Origin of the sequence: Thermocatellispora tengchongensis, from assembly GCF_014202315.1 — a bacterium.
Classification (GTDB): Bacteria; Actinomycetota; Actinomycetes; order Streptosporangiales; family Streptosporangiaceae; genus Thermocatellispora; species Thermocatellispora tengchongensis.
Map to the genome: position 1 here is coordinate 24,339 of NZ_JACHGN010000016.1, position 19,194 is coordinate 43,532.

19 protein-coding genes are annotated in these 19,194 nt (G+C 74.9%); 10 read left to right on the forward strand and 9 right to left on the reverse strand.

Annotation, left to right across the window (positions count from 1 at the left end; translation table 11 throughout):
• Position 1: 1 nt before the first annotated feature.
• From HNP84_RS32495 to HNP84_RS32520, 6 genes are read left to right on the forward strand one after another with little or no spacing between them, the layout of a single operon-like run.
• Positions 2-1,078 carry an ABC transporter permease gene (locus HNP84_RS32495; protein WP_312926295.1) on the forward strand — a complete coding sequence of 359 codons (1,077 nt, stop codon included), beginning with the start codon at positions 2-4 and terminating at the stop codon, positions 1,076-1,078.
• Complete coding sequence (locus tag HNP84_RS32500; RefSeq protein ID WP_185053778.1) at positions 1,075-1,872, forward strand: ABC transporter permease; 798 nt, start codon at positions 1,075-1,077, stop codon at positions 1,870-1,872. The genes HNP84_RS32495 and HNP84_RS32500 overlap by 4 nt, the downstream gene beginning before the upstream one ends.
• 1 nt (position 1,873) lies before the next feature.
• Positions 1,874-2,878, forward strand: a complete 1,005-nt coding sequence (locus HNP84_RS32505; protein WP_185053779.1) for an ABC transporter ATP-binding protein — start codon at positions 1,874-1,876, stop codon at positions 2,876-2,878.
• Positions 2,875-3,831: an ABC transporter ATP-binding protein gene (locus HNP84_RS32510; RefSeq protein WP_185053780.1), complete on the forward strand. Its 957-nt coding sequence runs from the start codon at positions 2,875-2,877 to the stop codon at positions 3,829-3,831. The genes HNP84_RS32505 and HNP84_RS32510 overlap by 4 nt, the downstream gene beginning before the upstream one ends.
• Positions 3,831-4,169, forward strand: a complete 339-nt coding sequence (locus HNP84_RS32515) for a TIGR04076 family protein (protein WP_185053781.1) — start codon at positions 3,831-3,833, stop codon at positions 4,167-4,169. Before HNP84_RS32510 ends, HNP84_RS32515 begins: the two co-directional genes overlap by 1 nt.
• Entirely contained in the window at positions 4,166-5,167 is a 1,002-nt protein-coding gene (locus HNP84_RS32520; RefSeq protein WP_185053782.1) for an LLM class flavin-dependent oxidoreductase, read from the forward strand. Before HNP84_RS32515 ends, HNP84_RS32520 begins: the two co-directional genes overlap by 4 nt.
• Here the strand turns inward: HNP84_RS32520 and HNP84_RS32525 are convergent.
• Positions 5,164-6,126: a GlxA family transcriptional regulator gene (locus HNP84_RS32525; RefSeq protein ID WP_185053783.1), complete on the reverse strand. Its 963-nt coding sequence runs from the start codon at positions 6,124-6,126 to the stop codon at positions 5,164-5,166. The genes HNP84_RS32520 and HNP84_RS32525 overlap by 4 nt on opposite strands.
• Positions 6,127-6,310: 184 nt before the next feature.
• Here HNP84_RS32525 and HNP84_RS32530 point away from each other — a divergent pair, with 184 nt between their 5' ends.
• The 4 genes from HNP84_RS32530 (at position 6,311) to HNP84_RS32545 (ending at position 8,650) form a co-directional block, all read left to right on the forward strand.
• Positions 6,311-6,775, forward strand: coding sequence for a DUF2269 family protein (locus HNP84_RS32530; RefSeq protein ID WP_185053784.1), 465 nt, complete (start codon positions 6,311-6,313; stop codon positions 6,773-6,775).
• A 3-nt stretch (positions 6,776-6,778) separates the two neighbouring features.
• Complete coding sequence (locus HNP84_RS32535) at positions 6,779-7,057, forward strand: DUF3817 domain-containing protein (RefSeq protein WP_185053785.1); 279 nt, start codon at positions 6,779-6,781, stop codon at positions 7,055-7,057.
• Between the two features lie 423 nt (positions 7,058-7,480).
• Positions 7,481-7,690 carry a hypothetical protein gene (locus HNP84_RS32540; RefSeq protein ID WP_185053786.1) on the forward strand — a complete coding sequence of 70 codons (210 nt, stop codon included), beginning with the start codon at positions 7,481-7,483 and terminating at the stop codon, positions 7,688-7,690.
• 123 nt (positions 7,691-7,813) lie between these two features.
• Positions 7,814-8,650, forward strand: a complete 837-nt coding sequence (locus HNP84_RS32545) for an alpha/beta fold hydrolase (RefSeq protein WP_185053787.1) — start codon at positions 7,814-7,816, stop codon at positions 8,648-8,650.
• 59 nt (positions 8,651-8,709) lie between these two features.
• Here HNP84_RS32545 and HNP84_RS32550 read toward each other — a convergent pair whose 3' ends face one another.
• The 8 genes from HNP84_RS32550 to HNP84_RS32585 all read right to left on the reverse strand — a co-directional run bounded on the left by HNP84_RS32550 (position 8,710) and on the right by HNP84_RS32585 (position 19,194).
• Positions 8,710-9,525, reverse strand: a complete 816-nt coding sequence (locus HNP84_RS32550) for an FAS1-like dehydratase domain-containing protein (protein ID WP_185053788.1) — start codon at positions 9,523-9,525, stop codon at positions 8,710-8,712.
• Positions 9,522-11,003, reverse strand: coding sequence for an amidohydrolase (locus HNP84_RS32555; protein WP_185053789.1), 1,482 nt, complete (start codon positions 11,001-11,003; stop codon positions 9,522-9,524). Before HNP84_RS32555 ends, HNP84_RS32550 begins: the two co-directional genes overlap by 4 nt.
• Before the next feature lie 9 nt (positions 11,004-11,012).
• A complete protein-coding gene (locus HNP84_RS32560; RefSeq protein ID WP_185053790.1) occupies positions 11,013-12,251 on the reverse strand; it encodes a CaiB/BaiF CoA transferase family protein in 1,239 nt (412 codons plus the stop codon).
• 24 nt (positions 12,252-12,275) lie between these two features.
• Positions 12,276-13,244 carry a hydroxymethylglutaryl-CoA lyase gene (locus HNP84_RS32565; RefSeq protein WP_221337045.1) on the reverse strand — a complete coding sequence of 323 codons (969 nt, stop codon included), beginning with the start codon at positions 13,242-13,244 and terminating at the stop codon, positions 12,276-12,278.
• Positions 13,241-14,512: a hydroxymethylglutaryl-CoA reductase, degradative gene (locus HNP84_RS32570; RefSeq protein ID WP_185053791.1), complete on the reverse strand. Its 1,272-nt coding sequence runs from the start codon at positions 14,510-14,512 to the stop codon at positions 13,241-13,243. The genes HNP84_RS32565 and HNP84_RS32570 overlap by 4 nt, the downstream gene beginning before the upstream one ends.
• A 137-nt stretch (positions 14,513-14,649) precedes the next feature.
• Positions 14,650-16,629, reverse strand: a complete 1,980-nt coding sequence (locus tag HNP84_RS32575) for a helix-turn-helix domain-containing protein (protein ID WP_221337047.1) — start codon at positions 16,627-16,629, stop codon at positions 14,650-14,652.
• 22 nt (positions 16,630-16,651) lie between these two features.
• The gene (locus tag HNP84_RS32580; protein ID WP_185053792.1) at positions 16,652-17,443 is read right to left on the reverse strand and encodes an ABC transporter ATP-binding protein; all 792 of its coding nucleotides are present in this window, start codon (positions 17,441-17,443) and stop codon (positions 16,652-16,654) included.
• Positions 17,440-19,194 (reverse strand): dipeptide/oligopeptide/nickel ABC transporter permease/ATP-binding protein, encoded by a 1,755-nt coding sequence (locus tag HNP84_RS32585; RefSeq protein WP_185053793.1) that lies wholly within the window; start codon positions 19,192-19,194, stop codon positions 17,440-17,442. The genes HNP84_RS32580 and HNP84_RS32585 overlap by 4 nt, the downstream gene beginning before the upstream one ends.

The window sequence follows — 19,194 nt, forward strand, 5'->3', positions numbered from 1 at the left end:
CGTGCTGCTTCGATCCGTGCTGCATCGATCCGTGCTGCATCGATCCGCGGTGCTTCGATCCGCGCTGCTGCGCTACGTGCTGCGGCGGCTGGCCATCGCCGCCGGCCTGCTGCTGGGCTCGACCCTGGTCGGGTTCGCCCTGGTGCAGGCCGTGCCCGGCGACCCGGTGGCGGCCAACCTGTCCGACCAGGCCCTGGGCGACCCGGCCGCCGTGGCCGCCTTCCGCGCCAAGTGGGGCCTGGACCGGCCGCTGCCCATGCAGTACCTCGCCTACCTGGGCAACCTGCTCCAGGGCGACCTGGGCACCTCCCAGCAGACCGGCCGCCCGGTGCTGGCCGACCTGCTGGACCACGTCCCGGCCACGATCGAGCTGGTGCTGCCGGCGATCGTGCTGTCGGTGGTCCTGGGCACCGCGATCGGCATGTACGCCGCGCTGCGCCAGGGCCGCGCCGGCGACCAGGCCGTACGCGTGGGCGCGCTGCTCGGGCTGTCCACCCCGCAGTTCTGGCTGTCGGTGCTGGCGCTGTACCTGTTCTTCTACGTGCTCGGCGTCTCGCCCAACGGCGGCCGGCTCAGCCCGCAGTTCTCCCCGCCGCCGCGCGTGACCGGCATGTACAGCCTGGACGCGCTGCTGGCCGGGCAGCTCGACGTGGCCTGGGACGCCGTGCAGCACATCGCCCTGCCGGTGCTCGTGCTCAGCGTCGTCACCACCGCCACGCTGGTCCGGTTCGTCCGCTCGGCGATCCTGGAGGTGCTGCGCAAGGACTACATCGCCGCCGCCTACGCCAAGGGGCTGCCCGCGCGCACCGTGCTGCTGCGCCACCTGCTGCGCGCCGGCCTGGTGCAGATCATCACCATGACCAGCCTCGCCTTCGCCTCGATGCTGGCCGGCACGGTGCTGGTGGAGAGCGTCTTCTCCTGGCCCGGCGTCGGCGAGTACGCCTACGCCAGCGCCAGCGCCCTGGACCGCCCGGCGATCCTGGGCGTGTGCCTGTTCGTCGCCGCGGTGTACATCGTGGTCAACCTGGCGGTGGACCTGCTGTACGGCGTGGCCGACCCGAGGATCAGGCTCACATGAGGCGCCCGCTGGTACTGATCGCCCTGTCCGTGCTGGGCGCCTGGCTGCTGCTGGCGGTGCTGGCCGGGGTCGTCAGCCCGTACGACCCGCTGGCGCAGAGCGCCGACACCTACGCCCCGCCCTCGGCCGCGCACTGGTTCGGCACCGACGAGCTGGGCCGCGACGTGCTCAGCCGGGTCGTCCACGGCGCCCGCCTGTCCATCCCGCTCGCTCTGGCCGTGGTGGTGCTGGCCCTGCTGCTCGGCGGGCTGCTCGGGCTGATCGCCGGCTACGTCGGCCGGGCCGTGGACGAGGTGATCATGCGCCTGACCGACCTGGTGTTCGCCTTCCCGCAGATCATCCTGGCCATGGCGGTGACCGCCGCCTTCGGGCCCAGCCCCGCCAACGCCGTGCTCGCGCTGGTCATCGTCTCCTGGCCGGTGTACGCCCGGGTGATCCGCGGCGCCGTGCTCGGCATCCGCGGCGAGAACTACCTCGGCATCGCCCGCATGCTCGGAGTGGGCCCGATCACCGTGCTGCGCCGCGACGTGGTGCCCAACAGCGTCGGCCCCGCCGTGGTGCTGGCCACGCTGGAGCTGGGCAACGCGGTGCTGCTGCTGGCCGGGCTGTCCTTCCTCGGGCTCGGGCCGCGCCCGCCCGCCGCGGAGTGGGGCGCCATGATCGCCCTGGGCGCCGCGGACATCAGCAAGTGGTGGGTCAGCGTCTTCCCCGGGCTCGCCATCCTCACCGTCGTCCTGGCCTGCAACATCCTGGGCGACGCCATCCGCGACCGCTTCGACGTGGGACACCGCTGACATGCCGACCACCCCAGACACCAGCCCGCCGGCCGAGCTGCTGCGCGTCGAGCGGCTCGCCGTCACCCTGCGCGGGCCGCGCGGCCCGGTGCCGATCCTGACCGACGTGACCCTCTCGGCCTCGGCCGGGGAGATCGTCGGCATCGCGGGGGAGAGCGGCTCGGGCAAGAGCATGACCGCCCGCGCGCTGCTCGGCCTGCTCCCGCGCGGGGCCGAGGTCTCCGGCACGATGCTGTTCCAGGGCCGCGACCTGAGCACGCTGGACCGGCGCGGCCGGCAGCGGGTGCGCGGCGCCGGCATCGCGATGGTCTTCCAGGACCCCACGGCCGCCCTGCACCCGATGCTCAGCATCGGCCGCCAGCTCACCGAGCACATGCGCGCCCACCTGGGCGTCTCCCGCCGCGAGGCCGCCAAGCGGGCGGTGGAGCTGCTGGACCAGGTGCGCATCCCGAACGCGGCGAAGGTGCTGCGCGCCTACCCGCACCAGTTCTCCGGCGGGCAGTTGCAGCGCATCGCCATCGCGAGCGCGCTCGCGGCCCGGCCCAGGCTGCTGATCGCCGACGAGCCGACCACCGCGCTGGACGTCACCGTGCAGGCCGGCATCCTGGCCCTGCTTGAGTCGCTGCGCGCCGAGATGGGCCTCGGGGTGCTGTTCGTGACCCACGACCTGGGCGTGCTGGCGGCGCTGGCCTCGCGCACGTACGTCTACTACGCCGGGCGGATCGTGGAGACCGGGCCCACCGCCGGCCTGCTCCGCGCTCCCCGCCACCCCTACACCCGGGCCCTGCTGGAGGCGCGCGCGGAGGACGGGGCGGTGATGCGGCCCATCGCCGGGCGCCCGGTCAACGCGGCCGAGGCACCGCCCGGCTGCCCCTTCGCGCCGCGCTGCCCCGACCGGGAGGACCGGTGCGAGAAGAGCGCGCCGGTGCTGGCCTACGACGACGGGGAGCGGGACGGGCGGCGCGGCTCGGCCTGCCTGGTGCACGGCACGGGAGGAGCACGATGAGCGGCGCCCTGCTCGAGGTGGCCGAGGTGGCCGTGGAGTACCGCGACCGCGGCCGGGGCCGCGTGCGCGCGGTGGACGGCGTCTCGCTGAGCGTCGCCCCCGGCCAGATCGTCGGCCTGGTGGGCGAGTCGGGATGCGGCAAGTCCTCCCTGGCGCGGGTCGCCGCCGGCCTGGCCGCGCCGGCGGCGGGCCAGGTGCGCTTCGGGGGCAGGCCGCTCACCCCGCTCGGGTGGCGCCGGCGCCCCCGCGCCGAGGTCGGGCTGCAGATGGTGTTCCAGAACCCGTACTCCTCGCTCAACCCGCGCCGGACGATCCTGAGCCAGCTCCTGGACGGCGTGCCCCCGGACCTGCCCCCGGCCGGGCGCCGCGAGCACGCCCTGCACCAGCTCGAACGCGTCGGCCTGCCCGAGAGCGCGGCCGGACGCTACCCCGGCCAGTTCTCCGGCGGCCAGCTCCAGCGCATCGCCATCGCCCGCGCCCTGGCCGCGAACCCCAAGATGATCATCGCGGACGAGCCGGTCACCGCGCTCGACGTCTCCTCCCAGGCCCAGGTGGTCGGGGTACTGTCGCAACTGGTGCGCGAGCTGGGCGTGGGCATGCTGTTCATCTCGCACGACCTGGCCCTGGTGCACCGCCTGGCCGACGAGACCGCGGTGATGTACCTGGGCGCGATCGTCGAGTCCGCCCCCACGCGGCGGCTGTGGCGGGAGCCGCGGCACCCGTACACGCGGGCGCTGATCGAGGCCATCCCGCGCGCGGAGCCGGGCGCGGGGCTGCCCAAGGTCCTGCCCGGCGAGGTGACCCGGCCCGAGTCCGGCTGCCGGTTCCGGGCCCGCTGCCCGCACGCCTTCGACCGCTGCGCCGAGGAGCCGCCCCTCACCGCCGGCCCCGGCGGGCGGGTGGCGTGCTGGCTGGATGCGCGAGTGCCGACACCAGAGAGAAAGGGCGCCTGATGGGCGAGACACCCGAGACCGCGAGCGGCGACATGAGCCTGTGGGACCTGCGCGTGAGCGTCGAGCGCATCGAAGGGCGGTCGGTGTGCGGCATGCGCGTCGGCGACCACTTCGAGCTGACCAACAGTTGCGAGCTGCGCGTGCCGGAGGGCCGGCACTTCTGCGTGTACGCCCTGCAGGCCGCGCTGCCGCTGCTGCCCGCCAAGCAGCGCGACCTGCCGCCGCGCGACTGGCTGGAACGTGACAACCTGATCGCCTGCCCCGACCCGGAGGAACGCCTGATCATGCGCATCGAACGCACCCGCCGCGTCACCCTGAACTCCGGGGACCTCACGTGAGCGTCCAGGCCGGACTGGGCGTGCAGACCAACCTCGACCCGGCCGGGTACGCCCGCCTGGCCGCGCAGGCCGAGGGGCTCGGCTTCGACGTGCTCAGCGTCTTCGGCGACCTGATGTTCCAGCCGCCGCTGCCGGCGCTGCTGCGCATGGCCGAGGCGACCGGCCGCATCCGGCTCGGCGCGGCCTGCTGGAACCCCTACACCACGCACCCCTACGAGATCGCCGGCCAGCTCGCCGCGCTCGACGCCGCCTCCGGCGGGCGGGCGTACCTGGGGCTGGCCCGAGGCAGCTGGCTGGGCGACGTCGGCATCGAGCAGCCGCGGCCGGTGACGTACCTGCGGGAGGCCGCCGGGTTCGTCTACGCGCTGCTGGCCGACGACGGCGCCGGCTTCGAGGGCGAGGTGTTCCGCCTCAAGCCGGGCGTACGGCTGCGCTACCGCCCGCACCGCCCCGACCCGCCGCTGCTGATCGGCACCTGGGGCCCGCTGACCTCGGCCATGGCGGCCCGGATCGCGCACGAGGTGAAGATCGGCGGCACCGCCAACCCCGCGATGGTGCGGCTCATGCGCGAGCGGCTGGCCCCCGGCCTGGCCGCCGCGGGCCGCGCGCCCGGCGACGTGGGCGTGGTTGTGGGCGCGGTGACCGTCGTGGACGAGGACGGCGCGCTGGCCCGCCGCACCGCCCGCCGCGAGGTGGCGATGTACCTGGCCGTCGTCGGCGGCCTGGAGCCGACCGTGGCCGTGCCCGCCGAGCTGATCGAGGAGCTGAAGGTCCGCGTGGAGGCGGGCGACCACGACGGCGCCGGCGCGCTGATCCCGGACGACCTGCTGGACCTGTTCGCCTTCTCCGGCACGCCCGCGCAGGTGGCCGCCCAGGCGCGGCGGCTGGCCGAGGCGGGCGCGCACCGCGTCGAGTTCGGCGCCCCGTACGGGCTGAGCATCGAGCGCGGCGTGGAACTCCTCGGCTCCCGGGTCCTGCCCGAGCTGCGGGAGCCCTAGCCGGCCCGCGCCCGGGGGCGGGCGCCGAAGGAGGCCCGGTACGCCTGGGGCGTGGTGCCGACCACGCGCTTGAACCGTTCGCGGAAGGCGGTCGGGGAGCCGAAGCCGGCCTGGCCGGCGATGCGCTCCACGCCGTGGTCGGTGTTCTCCAGCAGGTACTGCGCCCGCCGTACCCGGGCGCGCAGCAGCCACTGCAGCGGGGTCGTGCCGGTCTGCTCGCGGAAGCGCCGGCTGAAGGTCCGCTCGCTCATGCCGCACTGGGCCGCCATGTCGGCCAGGGTGATGTCACGGCCGAGGTTGTCCTCGATCCAGGCCAGCACCGGCTCCAGAGCCGACCCGCGCGGCACGGGCGGCTGCTCGTGCACGATGAACTGGGCCTGCCCGCCCTCGCGCTCCAGCGCCATGACCGACAGCCGGGCCGCGTCGGCGGCCACCGCCGAGCCGTGGTCGCGGCGGACCATGTGCAGGCACAGGTCCAGCCCGGCCGCGGCGCCCGCCGAGGTCAGGAACTGGCCGTTGTCGACGTACAGGACGTCGGGGCGCACCTCCACCAGCGGGAACCGCTTGGCCAGGGTCTCGGCCGCGATCCAGTGGGTGGTCGCCGCCAGCCCGTCCAGCAGGCCGGCGGCGGCCAGCACGAACGCGCCCACGCAGATCGAGGCGATCCGCGTGCCCCGCCCGGCCGCCACGCGCAGCGCCTCCAGCACCTCGGGGGGAGGCGGGGGCGCGCCGTACGCGCAGCCCGGCACGACGATCGTGTCGGCGTCGGCGAGCGCCTCCAGCCCGTGGGGCACCCGCAGGCCGAACGCCTCGCCGCGCACCTCCGGCCTGGGCCCGCACACCCGCACCCGGTACGCGCCGCGCCCGTCGGGCAGCCGGGCGCGGCCGAACACCCCGATCGGGGTGGCCAGATCGAGGGCTATCACATCGTCCAGAGCCAGGACCGCCACCGTGTGCATGAGGGCCACCATAGACGGGTTCCCGCCGCCCGACGGACCCGCTGTGATGAACGCCACCGCTGCTCAGCGCCGTTGGCGAGAACTCGTGGGTTTTTGGCGTTCCGGCCACTGTGCGGACGGGTGGCCGGTTCCCTAGCGTCGAGGGGCCCTGAGATCACCACACGGAGGAGTACCGCGTCCGGTCATGTCCAAGCTCCTGCTCTCCATCCACGTGCTGGCCGCCATCGTCGCGATCGGCCCGGTCACGGTCGCGGCCAGCATGTTCCCCGCCGCCGCCCGCGGCGCCGCCGAGAAGGGCGCCGCCGGGGTGGCGACCGTGCGCACCCTGCACCGCATCTGCCGCGTCTACGCCGCCGTCGGGGTGGCCGTGCCGGCGTTCGGGCTGGCCACCGCCACCAGCATGGGGGTGCTCGGCGACGCCTGGCTGATCGCCTCGATGATCCTCACCGCGCTCGCGGCGGCCGTGCTGATCCTGCTGGTGCTGCCCCGGCAGGACGCGCTCCTGGCCGCCGTCACCGGCTCCGCGGCGGCCGCGGTGGACCGCGCCGCGACGGCGCGGCTGGCGATGGTCACCGGCGTTTTCAACGTGCTGTGGGCCGTGGTCACCGTTTTGATGATCGTACGCCCCGGCTCGACGACGGGGGCGTGAGCGATGCGCCGGACACTGCGGATCGCGGCGGCGGCCGAGCTGGTGTCGCTGATCGTGCTCTTGGCGAATCTGGCCACGGTGCACCTGCAACAGATCTCCTCGCTGATGGGGCCGTTGCACGGGTGCGCGTACCTGCTCGTCGTGCTGGTCGTGGCCCGGGACGGGGAGTGCGACGGAAAGGCCAAGGCACTGGCGCTGCTGCCGGGCATCGGCGGGCTGCTGGTGCTGCGCCGCCTCACGAAATCGCCGATCCGGCCGAGCGGCGTACCGCGCTCGCGGTAGTACCGGCCGCGCCGTATCCTCCCGTGCTCCCAGGCCGCCTTTGCTCGGCAGGACGAGGAAACGCCCAGGTCACGGCCGTACATTTGCGATTCGTGAGATCTGGACGGTTGCGATGGGGCCGGCGGGTGCGCCGGGGTTTGGCCTGGGGCGCGGGCGCGCTCCTGGTGGCGGGCGCGGCGGGCGCGGGGTACGAGTCACTGGCCGGGCGGGGCGACGCGGCCCGCTTCCCACCCCCTGGACGGCTGGTGGACGTGGGCGGGCACCTGCTGCACCTGCACTGCACCGGCGCCGGGCGGCCCACGGTGGTCCTGGAGGCGGGGCTGGGGGAGTCGGGCGCGAGCTGGGAGGCGGTGCGGCGCGGGCTGCCGGGCACCATGCGGGTGTGCGCCTACGTTCTGGGCCGCCGCCGGCACCGCCGCCCAGGTGCGCCGCACCGTCCGCCCCGGGGCGTGGGCCGACCGCCCGGTGGTGGTCATCATCCCCTCCGGCGGGCCCTCGGCCCCGGCGCAACGCCTGGCCGCGCTCTCCACCCGCGGCCGCCTCCTGGTCGCGCCCACCACCGACCACTACGTGCACGCCGCCCGGCCGGACCTCGTCATCGCCGCCATCCGCGACGTCGCCGCCTCCTCCTAGCAGCCCCGCGGTGTGGGGTCATCGCCCACCCGGCCCCGGATCGGATGTGTGATCGCCCCGTGGCGTGCCGCCCGGCCCGGCGTCAGCCTGGGAGGCGTCCGCGCTTTCCCGAGGAGGGCCTTCATGCCGTACGCGGTGTCCCAGAGCGTCGAGATCTACTACGAGACGGCCGGTGATCCGTCCGGGGCGCCGCTCGTCCTGGTGCAGGGGTTCGGGGCCCAGCTCATCGCGTGGCGGAAGGAGTTCTGCGCCCTGCTCGTGGCCGAGGGGTTCCGCGTCATCCGGCTGGACCACAGGGACGTCGGCAGGTCGGGCAGGTGCGGCGGGCCGGAGGATCTCGACGGCGGCTACGAGCTGACCGACATGGCCGGGGACGTGCTGTGCGTCCTGGACGCGCTCGGCGTCGAGCGGGCCCACCTGCTGGGCCATTCCATGGGCGGCATGATCGGGCAGGTCCTCGCGCTCGACCACCCGCGGCGGCTGCTGAGCCTGGCCATGCTGGCCACGATCCCGGGGCAGGACCCGGCCTACCTGCTCGACGACCCGACGCCCGCGCTGTCGGTGGTGCAGCCGCGCCTGTCGCGGGAGGAGGCGATCGAGGCGAGCGTCGCCGTGCAGCGGCACTACGCCGTGGCCGGCCGCCCCTGGGACGAGGCGTGGGTGCGCGAGGCGGCCGGGATCGCCTACGACCGCGGGTACGCGCCCGACGGGCTGCCGAGACAGTGGGCCGCGCTGCTGCGGGCGCGGGATCGGCTGGAGCGGCTGCGGGAGGTGACCCTGCCGACGGTGATCATGCATGGGCGGGACGACGCGGTGCTGCACTGGCGGGCGGCCGTGGACATGGCCACGGCGATCGAGGGGGCCGGGCTGCACCTGTATCCCGGCATGGGGCACGACCTGCCCCGCGAGTTCTGGGCGGACGTCGTCGCGGCCGTCACCCGCAACGCCCGCCGCTGCTAGCCGTCAGCCCCGTCTTCGCGGGTCGGGTCCTCGCCGGGCGGTTCGTTCTCCTGCCGCCGTCAACGGCTGAACCGGACGTCCGCGCTGACGAGCACGCCGCCCGACTCGTCCAGGACCCACAGCCGCGCCCCGCCGGGCTCGGGCCGCCCGGCGAGCCGCACCGGGGCGCCGAGGTAGACGGGCGCGACCGCGCGCATCGAGTACGCCGCCGGGGTGCGGCCCCCGCTGCGGCGCACGGCGAAGTCGAGCAGGAGCATGCTGGTGAGCGGCCCGTGCACGAGCAGGCCGGGCTGCCCTTCCACCTCGCGCGCCCAGGGGTCGTTGTAGTGGATGAGGTGGCTGTTGTAGGTCAGCGCCGAATAGCGGAACAGGTGGATCGGGCCCAGGTCGAGCGGCTGCTCCCAGGCGTGGCCGTCCGGGCCGGGCTGGGGGCGGGCCGGGCGGGCGGGGTCGGCGGGGCCGAGGAAGACGTCGTGCTGCCGCACCGTCACCGCCGGGTCGCCGACCGGCCCGAACGTCTTGGCGATCGTGACGAACACGAGCCTGCCGCTGCGGCCGTGCTTGTCCTCCATCCGGTCCAGGCTGACGGTGAGGTCGAGCGTGTCGCCGTACCGGATCGGGCGGTGGAAGGTCATCTCCTCCCCGGCGAACAGGCGGCGCGGCAGGTCGATGCCGGGGACGACGCCGTCGCGGGCCGGGGTGCCGTCGGGGCGCAGCGCGTCGAGCCCGAGGTCGGGCAGGAAGTACAGCCCGTGCCACCCCGGCGGGAGCTCCGCCCCCTCTACCGGTGCCGGAGCGTCCGGGGCGAAGGTGTCGCGGTAGGCCCGCGCGGGCCACAGGCGGATGGTGTCGGTACGGGTCGTGGTGCCGGTCACAGGGCCCTCCAGGTCCAGCGGCCGGCGAGCAGGGTGCCCGCGACGGGCATCTCGCGCAGCTCGTCGCGGCCGGCGGTGACGGGATCGCGGTCGAGGATCACCAGGTCGGCGGGGTCGCCCTCGGCGACGCCCACGCGCCCGCGGGACGCGGCGGCGAGCGTCACGTCGCGCGGCAGGCACTGCTCGGGATGCCAGGCCGGACGCTCGCCGCGGCTGCGGCTGATCGCGGACGCGATGCCCTGCCACGGGTCGAGCGGCGCGACCGGGGCGTCGGAACCGAGCCGCAGGACCGCGCCCGCCGCGTGCAGCGAGGCGAAGGCGAAGGCGCGCTGCGTCCGCCCGGCCCAGTACCGGTCGGCCACGTCGCGGTCGTCCATCGCGTGCTCGGGCTGGACGCTCGCCACCAGGCCGAGCCGGGCGAACCTGGGGAAGTCGTCCTCGCGCACGAGCTGCGCGTGCTCGATGACGCCGGAGATGCCCAGCCGTTCGAAGGCGTCGATGACCTGGGTGTTCGCACGGTCGCCGATGGCGTGCACGGCGGCGCCGATCCCGCCCCGGTGGGCCCGGCCGAGCAGGTCGTACAGCTCGTCCAGGGTGACGTTCGCGACGCCGCACGCGTGCGGGAGGCTCGGGTCGAGCCCGGGGTACGGCTCCCAGCACAGCGCGGTGCGGGTGTTCAGCGAGCCGTCCGTGACGATCTTCAGCCGGCCGGCCGTCACCAGCCCGTCCGGGTCGAGCGGCACGCCGGTGCGCAGCCCCCGCGCCAGGGCCTCGTCCAGCCGGCCGGGCCAGATGGACGCCTCGACGCGCAGCTCCGTCACCCCGGCGGCGACCCGCTCGGGCCAGGCGTTCACGTTGTCGGCGTTCTCGAACTCCACGACGCCGACGACCCCGCGCCGGGCCGCGGCGAGGGCCGCGTCCCGGTAGTCGGCGGCGGTCAGGGAGACGTCCTCGACCAGGGCGGAGGAGCCGATCCACTCCGCCTCGCGCAGCACGCCGGACTCGTCCACCGGCACCCCGATCCTGGCGGCGGCGCGTGAGTTGACCCAGCCGCAGTGCAGGTCGCCGCTGACGAGCACGACGGGGACGTCGGGGGCGGCCTCGTCGAGCGCGCGGAGGGTGGGCGCGTCGTGCCAGAGCCCGTCGCGGAACCCGAAGCCGGTCAGGACGCCTCCGGGAGGCAGGGGCGCTCGGGCGAGCGCGGCGCGTACGAGTTCGACGGTCTCGGCCGCGCTGGCCGCGCCCGACAGGTCGATACGCCGGCGCCGGATCACCCACTGGGTGAAGTGGACGTGCTCGTCCCACAGACCGGGCCCGAGGAAGCGGCCGTCGAGGGCGACCTGTTCCGCGCCGGGGACGGACAGCTCGCCCGCGGGCGCGATGCGGACGACCCGCCCGCCGCGCACGTGGACATCGTGGCGGCGGTCGCCGCCGTAGCGGCGGGCGTCGCGCAGCAGCAGCTCGTTCGCGTTCGTCATGTCCGCGCCTCAGATCGCGCCCGCGGCGCGCAGCGCGGCGATCCGGTCCGCGCCGTATCCGGCCAGGGCCCGGAGCACCACCTCGGTGTGCTCGCCGAGATCCCCGGCCGGGCGGCCGACGTCGGCGGGCGTGGCGCTGAGCTTGATGGGCTGGCCGAACATGCGCACCGGCCCGAAGCCGGGGTGCTCCACGCTCACCACCATCTCGCGTTCCGCGGTCCCGGGGTCCTCGACCACGTCCTTGATCGATTTGATGATGGTGAGGGGCAGCACGTCGCTCGCCATCCGCTCCAGCTCCTCGCCGGTGCGGCCGGCCAGCCAGCGCGCGATGACGGGCCGGACGCGGCGCTCGTAGACGCCCTCGTCGAAGCGCTTGCGCATCGTGTCGATCTCGGGGTCGGCGGCCAGCTCCGGCTCGCCGAACAGCTCGCAGGCCAGGCGCCAGAACTTGTCGGTGTAGGCGCCGAAGAACACGTGCCCGTCCGCGCACGGGAACAGCTCGTAGGGCCGCACCCACGGGTGCTTGTTGCCGGTGTGCCGCGCCACCTCGCCGTCCACGGTGTAGTTGACGACCGCGTTCTCGGTGAGCGCGATGACGCTGTCCACCTGGGCGACGTCCACGAGCTGCCCCTGCCCCGTGCGCTCGGCGTGGCGCAGCGCCAGCAGTGTCCCCGTGACCGCGAACAGGGTGGCGGCGAGGTCGCCCAGCACGGTGCCGACCCGCACCGGCGGGCCGTCCGGGGCGCCGTTCATCGACCACAGGCCCCCGGCGGCCTGCGCGGTGCTGTCGAAGGCGGGACGCCGGCTGCGCGAGCCCGTCTGCCCGTACCCGGAGATCGCGGTGTAGACCAGGCGCGGGTTGATCTCCGCCAGAGTCTCGTAGCCGACGCCGAGCTTGTCCATGGTGCCCGGCCGGAAGTTCTCGATCAGGATGTCCGCCCTGGCGACGAGGTCGCCCAGGGCCGTGCGCCCCTCGTCGGTGGCCAGGTCGAGCGTGATGGTCAGCTTGCCCCGGTTGTACTGGGCGTAGTAGCCGCTCAGCTCGCGCTCGCCCGCCCGCACGTACGGCGGGAAGCCACGCGTGACGTCCGGGTCGCGTGGATTCTCCACCTTGATGACGGTGGCGCCGAAGTCGGCCAGGATCTGCCCGCAGTAGGGCCCGGCCAGGACGCGGGACAGGTCGAGCACCACGACCCCGGCCAGCGCGCCCGGCCGCAGCGGAAGCCCCGGAAGTGTCTCAGCGGTCATCGTCGTCTCGTCTCCCGTCGTTGGTCAGTGTCCCGCCGCCTCGGCGGCGACGAGGGCGGTGGCGACACGGGAGCGGAGGTCGGCCCGGCCCGTACGGGCGCCGATCCACCGCGACACGCCGACCAGGGCGTCGAGATCGACGCCGGTCGCGATGCCTATCCCGTGCAGCAGCCACACCAGGTCCTCGGTGGCCAGGTTCCCGGTCGCGCCGCGCGCGTAGGGGCAGCGCCCCAGCGCGCCGACCGAGGAGTCGAACTCGCGCACGCCCGCGTCCAGGCCCGCGACGACGTTGGCGAGCGCCTGCCCGTAGGTGTCGTGCAGGTGCAGCGCGACGGCGTCCTCGGCCACGCCCCGGGCGGCGACGGCGCGCACCGTCTTGTGGATGTGGCCCGGGGTGGTGACGCCGATGGTGTCGCCGAGCGCGACGGTCGTGCACCCCGCCTCGAACAGCGAGGCCGCCATGTCGGCCACCACGCCCCGGTCCACCGGTCCCTCCCACGGGTCGCCGAACGCCATCGAGACGTAGCCGCGCACGCCGAGCCCGTGCCCGCGGGCCGCGCTCGCCACAGCCGTCGCCGTGGCGAGCGCCGCCTCGCGGCCGGCGTTGAGGTTGGCGCGGGCGAAGCTCTCCGTCGCGCTCACCAGCACGGCGATGTGGCCCGCCCCGGCGGCGAGGGCGCGCTCCAGGCCGCGCGCGTTGGGCACCAGCGACACCGTGCGGACGCCGTCCAGGCCGCCGAGCCCCGCCAGCACGTCGGCGGCGTCGGTCATCTGCGGTATCCACGACGCCGGCACGAAGCTCGTCACCTCGATGTCGCGCAGCCCGGCCGCGGCGATCCGCTGGACCAGCTCGATCTTGGTCCTGGTCGGTACGATCGCCGCCTCCGCCTGCAGGCCGTCACGCGGCGCGACCTCGTAGACGCGCACCCGGTCCGGCGCCGTCTCGATCCGCTCCACGATCGGCTCGGGCCGCCAGCGGGCCGGCGTGCTCAACGGTCCCCGCTCCGCAGCGACTCCAGCACCTCGCGGGCGTACTCCACCTGGATCCTGCCGTCCTTGACGAGCCGTTCCGCGACGTCCCGCACCTCCTCGGGGGAGGCGCCCGCGCTGGCCGCGACGGTGCGGGCGTGCAGCCGCATGTGGCCGTGCTGGATGCCCTCGGCGGCGAGCGCGCGGCACGCGGCGAGGTTCTGCGCGAGCCCCACCGACACGATGACCTCGGCGAGCTCGGTCGCGGAGGTGACGCCCAGGATCCGGATCGCCGTCTGCGCCGCGGGGTGCGCGCGCGTGGCCCCGCCGACCAGGCCGACCGGCATCGGCACCTCCAGGGTGCCGGTGAGGTTGCCGTCGCGGTCCTTCTCGAAGCGCGACAGGGCGGTGTAGCGGCCGTCGCGGGCGGCGTGCGAGTGGCAGCCCGCCTCGACGGCGCGGGTGTCGTTGCCGGTGGCGAGCACGACGGCGCTGATGCCGTTCATGATGCCCTTGTTGTGGGTCGCGGCGCGGTACGGGTCGGCCTCCGCGAACGCCGACGCGGAGACGATGTCGTCCACGACCCGGGGGCCGCCGAGCAGCTCGGCGTCGAACACCGCCCGCGCCCGCACCAGCCGGGTGTCGGCCTTGTTGCTCAGGATGCGCAGCAGCGACCGCGCCCCGGCGCGCTCGGCGAGCACCGGCGCGACCGCCTCCGCCATCGTGTTGACGGCGTTGGCGCCCATGGCGTCGCGCACGTCGACGTGCAGGTGGACGATCACCTGCGTGCCGTCGCGGGTCTCCAGGACGCGGGCGGTCAGCTCGCGCGCGCCGCCGCCGAGGCGGGTGAGCACGGGGTCCTGCGCGTTGGCCAGGTCCAGGACCTCCTGGCGGGCCTCAAGGACGCGGGCGCGCGCCCCGTGCGGGTCCACCGCGCCCAGCAACTGGATCTGGGCGATCATGACGGGCCCGGTGCCGGAGGCGTGGAACCCGCCGTGCACGCGGGCGATCCGCGCGGCGTTGCTCGCGGCGGCCACGACGGACGCCTCCTCCGTCGCCATCGGGACGAGGTAGTCGCGGCCGTTCACGGTCATGTTGGTCGCCACGCCCAGCGGGATGGCGATCGTGCCGACGACGTTCTCGATCATGTGGTCGGCCTGCTCCACGGTCAGGCCGCCGGCGTCGAGCGCCGTCAGCGCCGCGGCGTCCACGCCCGCGCCGTCCGCCACCAGGGCGCGCCGCTCGGCCACGCTCCTGTCCTTGAGGCCGGAGATCCGACTGTTGACAGCCACCGATGCTCCTCGTCGTGTGAAGGAGGCGTCGCGGGCCCGACCGCCGCGCGACGCCGCTGGTTTCGTCAACGTAAGCCGCGCTGGCAGGGCGGGACCATGTGCGATCCGACCATCCCGGGGGCGGCGTGGTGTGCCGTTCATCCGCGCACCCCGGAGGTCAGCATCTCGTGCAGGCGCACGGCCAGCGAGATTCGGAAGAAGCGGTCGTCCTCCCGCCAGCCGGGGCCGAGCAGGGCGTCCAGGCGGTCGAGCCGTTGCAGGATGGTGTTGGTGTGGAAGCCGAGCGCGCGGGCGGTCCTGGTGGGGCTGGCGTTGCAGCGCACGAACGCCCGCAGCGTGGCGACCAGCTCCGTCCCCCGCTCCGCGTCGTAGTCCACGACGGGGCCGATCAGCCCGGTGACGAACGACGTCAGCGATGCGGCGTCGGCGTCGAACACGCTGGCGTAGGGCAGGTACTCCTCCGTCCCCACCACCTCGTCGTCCACGCCGATCACCTCAAGCAGGCGGATCGTGCGCAGCGCGATCGTGAAGCGCCGCGCGAGGTCGTCGGGCGAGTCGCCGCGCGGCGGGACCACCGCGAGCACGGGCCCGCCGGCGCACCGGCCGATGTGCTCCCTGACGGCGTGCGCGCCGACGCCGCGGCGTGAGTCCACCAGCGCCACCACGGCGCCGTGGCTCAGGCCCACCAGCCCGGCGCCGCCGACGCGCTGCCGCGCCGCCGTAAGGGCGTGGGCCCGCCGATCGTCCGCGACGACGTAGACCTGCACCGTGTCGAGGCGGGAGAGCGCGACGCCCATGCCGCGCGCGCGGCGTTCCAGGTCGTCGCGCGCGCGGCGTTCCAGGTCGTCGCGCGCGCGGCCTTCCAGGTCGTCGCGGCGGCCGGGCCGGGCGTCGAGGATGTCGGCGACGAGATCGGTGAGCATCCGCCCCTCGGCGTTCGCGACGGCCTGCTGCTGGAGTTCCAGCAGCGAGCACACCTGGGCGGCGCGCTCGATCGTGCGCCGGTCCACGGGGCCCAGCTCGAAGCCGCCCGGCCCGAACAGCAGCGCCCCGAAGTGCCGGCCGCCCGCCCGCATCGCGGCCACCGCGCCCACCTCGTGGTCGTCGCCGAGCACCTGGCAGTGCCCCGACGCCGAGCCGGCCCGGACGGCGGCGCGGACCCGCGGCGAGATCGCCGCGCGGGTTCCCGGCGCCGTCGGCTCCGAGGAGGCGATGACGCGGTCCTCGGCGTCCACGACGGTCACGCCCCGGCCCAGGGCCGAGGAGAGGGTCCGCACGAGCTGGCCGAACCCACCGCCGTTCAGCACGACCTGGACGATCTCCTGATGGACCAGGTTGGAGCGGTCCCGCTCGGCAAGGTGCCCGGTGAGCCGGTCGAGCGCCCGGCGGGCCTCCTGCTCCGAGCGTTGCAGGTCGCGCAGGGTGCGCGCGGTCTGCAGGACGACGGAGGCGTGGTCGGCCAGCGCCGACAGCAGCGCGATCTGCTCCGGCGTGAACGCGCACTCCTCCCGGGTGGCGACGAACAGCACGCCGAGGACGTCGTCGCCCGAGAGCATCGGCACGCCCAGAATGGAGACGATGCCCTCCATCTCCACGGCCCGGTCGATGTCCGCGACGCGCCGGTCGGCCAGGTACTCGTCGTAGCGCGGCACCCACCGCGCCATGCGGGCCTCGGCGATCTCGCCGGCCAGCCCGCACCTCGCCGGCACGCGCAGACTGCGGAACTCGGCGCTGTAGGCGCCGATGGTCGTACGGACGTGCAGCTCGCGGGTCTGCTGGTCGAACTCCGACAGGTACGTCACGTCGCAGCCGAGGATCTCGTGCGCCCGCCGCACGAGGCGTTCCAGCAGCAGCCGCCCGTCCCGCGCCTCGGCCAGCTCGCGGGCGCTGGAGAACAGCGCGCCCAGTTCGTGCTCGCGGCGGCGCAGCCGCGCGTGCTCGCCGCGCGCCCGGTGGACGTGGTCGCGCACGGACTCCTGGTGCGCGGCCGGGACCCCCAGGGCGTCCAGGGCCGCGCTCAGCTCGCGGGGGCTGACGCCGACGTCGTCCACGACCGCGCCGATGACGGCGCGCAGCGCCGCCGACCGCGCGCAGACCTCTCGCTCGTCGTCAGGCACGCTTCCGCCTCCTCACCCCACGTCATGTGGCCTTCTCCCAGTCGAAGCGCTCTCCCATCACCGGCACGGCGGCCAGCAGCTCGCGGGTGTAGGGGTGGCTCGGGGCCGAAAGCACGCTCTCGGTGGCGCCGGACTCGACGATCCGCCCCTGGCGCATGACGCTCACCGTGTCGCACATGTAGCGCACCACGGCGAGGTTGTGCGAGATGAACAGGATGGTCAGCTTCAGCTCGGCCTGCAGCTCGCGCAGCAGGTTGAGCACGACGCCCTGCACCGAGACGTCCAGCGCGGAGGTGATCTCGTCGGCGATGACGACGTCCGGCTCCGCGGCGAGCGCACGGGCGATCGTGACGCGCTGGCACTGCCCGCCGGAGAAGGCCCCGGGCGGTTCCCCCGCCCGCGCCGGGTCGATGTGCACGAGCTCCAGCAGTTCCTTCACCCTGCGGGTCCTCTCCGCCCGTGCCGGGCGGCGTCCCGTGGCGCGCATGCCCTCCGCGATCGACTCTCCGATCGGCATCCTCGGGTCCAGCGCGGAGAAGGGGTCCTGGAAGATCATCTGTACGCGGCGGCGGGTGGCGCGCACGGACGCGGAGGACCCGACGATGTCCACGCCGTCCAGGCGGATCGTGCCGGCGGCGGGGCGTACCAGGCCCACCGCCGCGGCGGCGAGGGTGGACTTGCCCGAGCCGGACTCGCCGACCAGGCCGTGCACCCGGCCCGAGCGCACGGTGAGATCCACGTCCTGGACGGCCAGGTGGGCGCCGGCGCCGTGCCCGTAGCGCACCGACACGTTCGCGTATTCCAGAGTGCTCACGCTCGTGCCTCCTCCGCGACGTCCTGCCGGTCGGGCTCGGCGAGGTCGCCGATGACGGGCAGCGGGCGGGAACGATCGGTCGTCATGTGCGGCACGCACGCGATGAGGGCGCGGGTGTACGGATGCCGCGCCTCGTCCAGCCGCGCCGCCTCCAGCTCCTCGACGATCTCCCCGTCCTTCATGACCAGGACCCGGTCGCAAAAGCCGCTCACCAGGGCGATGTCATGGGAGATGAACAGGATGGCGCTCCCGGTCCGCCGGCGCGCCTCGTGCAGCACGCGCAGCACCTGACGCTGGACCGTCACGTCGAGCGCGGTCGTCGGCTCGTCCGCGATGACGAGGCGCGGACGGCCCATGAGCCCCATGCCGATCATGGCCCGTTGCCGCATGCCGCCGGAGAGCTGGTGCGGGTACTGGCGGGCGCGCCGATGCGGCTCGGCGATCCCGACGGACTCCAGCACCTGGCGGGCGCGGCTCCTCGCCCGCGCCCGGGGGACGCGCTCGTGCACCTCGCTCACCTCCGTGAGCTGCCGCCCGACGGTGAGGGACGGATTGAGCGAGGTGAGCGGGTCCTGGAAGACCACGGCCAGTTCCAGGCCGAGCCTGCTCCGTTCCGCGGCGGTCGGCGCGGAGGTCATGTCGATGCCCTGGAAGCGCACGGCGGCCGCGCTGACGTGCGCCTCGGCGCCGAGGAGGCCCGCGACCGCCATCGCCGTGACGGACTTGCCCGACCCCGAGGCGCCCACGATCCCGACCGTCTCGCCCGGCCGGATGGAGAAGCCGACCCCGCGCACGCGCTCGACGAGCCGTCCCTCCGCGTCGGGGAAGCTCACCCGCAGGTCCTCGACCTCGACGACCGCCGCCGGCTCCGGCCGCTCGCCCGCGCTCGCGCGCTTGGCGGGGCGGGCCCGCCGCCCGGCGGGCCGACGCGGCGTCCGCGAGGCCGTCTCGCCCGTCAGCGACCCGATGGCGTTGAGCACCAGCCCGGTCAGGACGATCGCGATGCCGGGGCCGAGCGCGGCCATCGGATTGACGTAGATCCGCGCGATGCCCTCGCGCAGCAGCCGCCCCCAGTCGAAGTCCGGGGCCTGCACGCCCAGGCCCAGGAACGACAGCCCGGCGAAGGACAGCAGCGCCGCCGAGGCGTGCGCGGCCGTGCTGACCAGCAGCGGCGGCAGGATGTTCGGGATCACGTGGCGGACGACGACGCCCGCGCGGCCCACCCCGGCGATCCGGGCCGCGCGCACGTAGTCGCGGTCGGCCACGGAGGACGCCAGCGTGTACGTCAGCCGCGCGATGGAGGGCACGCCGGCGAAGCCCACCGCGAGCATGGCGCCGATCGCGTTCGCGCCCCAGATCACCGAGAAGAACAGCGCCAGCAGCAGCCACGGGAACGACAGCAGGATGTCGATGAGCGCGCTCACCAGCCGGCGCAGCGGGCGGGGGAGCACCGTCGCGACGACACCGAGGACGACCCCGCCCAGCACCGCGATGACGGTCGATCCGAGCGCCAGCAGCACCGACAGCCGGGCCGCGACGAGCACGCGGGCGAGAACGTCGCGGCCCAGGTCGTCGGTGCCGAACGGATGGGCGGCGCTGGGCCCGTCGAGCCGATCGGCCACCGACGTCGTGGTGGCGGCGTCCCCCCACACGTGCGGCGCGATCACGATGACGAGCACGAGCGCGAGCGTCCCGAGGACGGTCACGACGCCTTGCGGGCCGAGCAGCCCGCGCCGGAGGCCGGAGCGCAT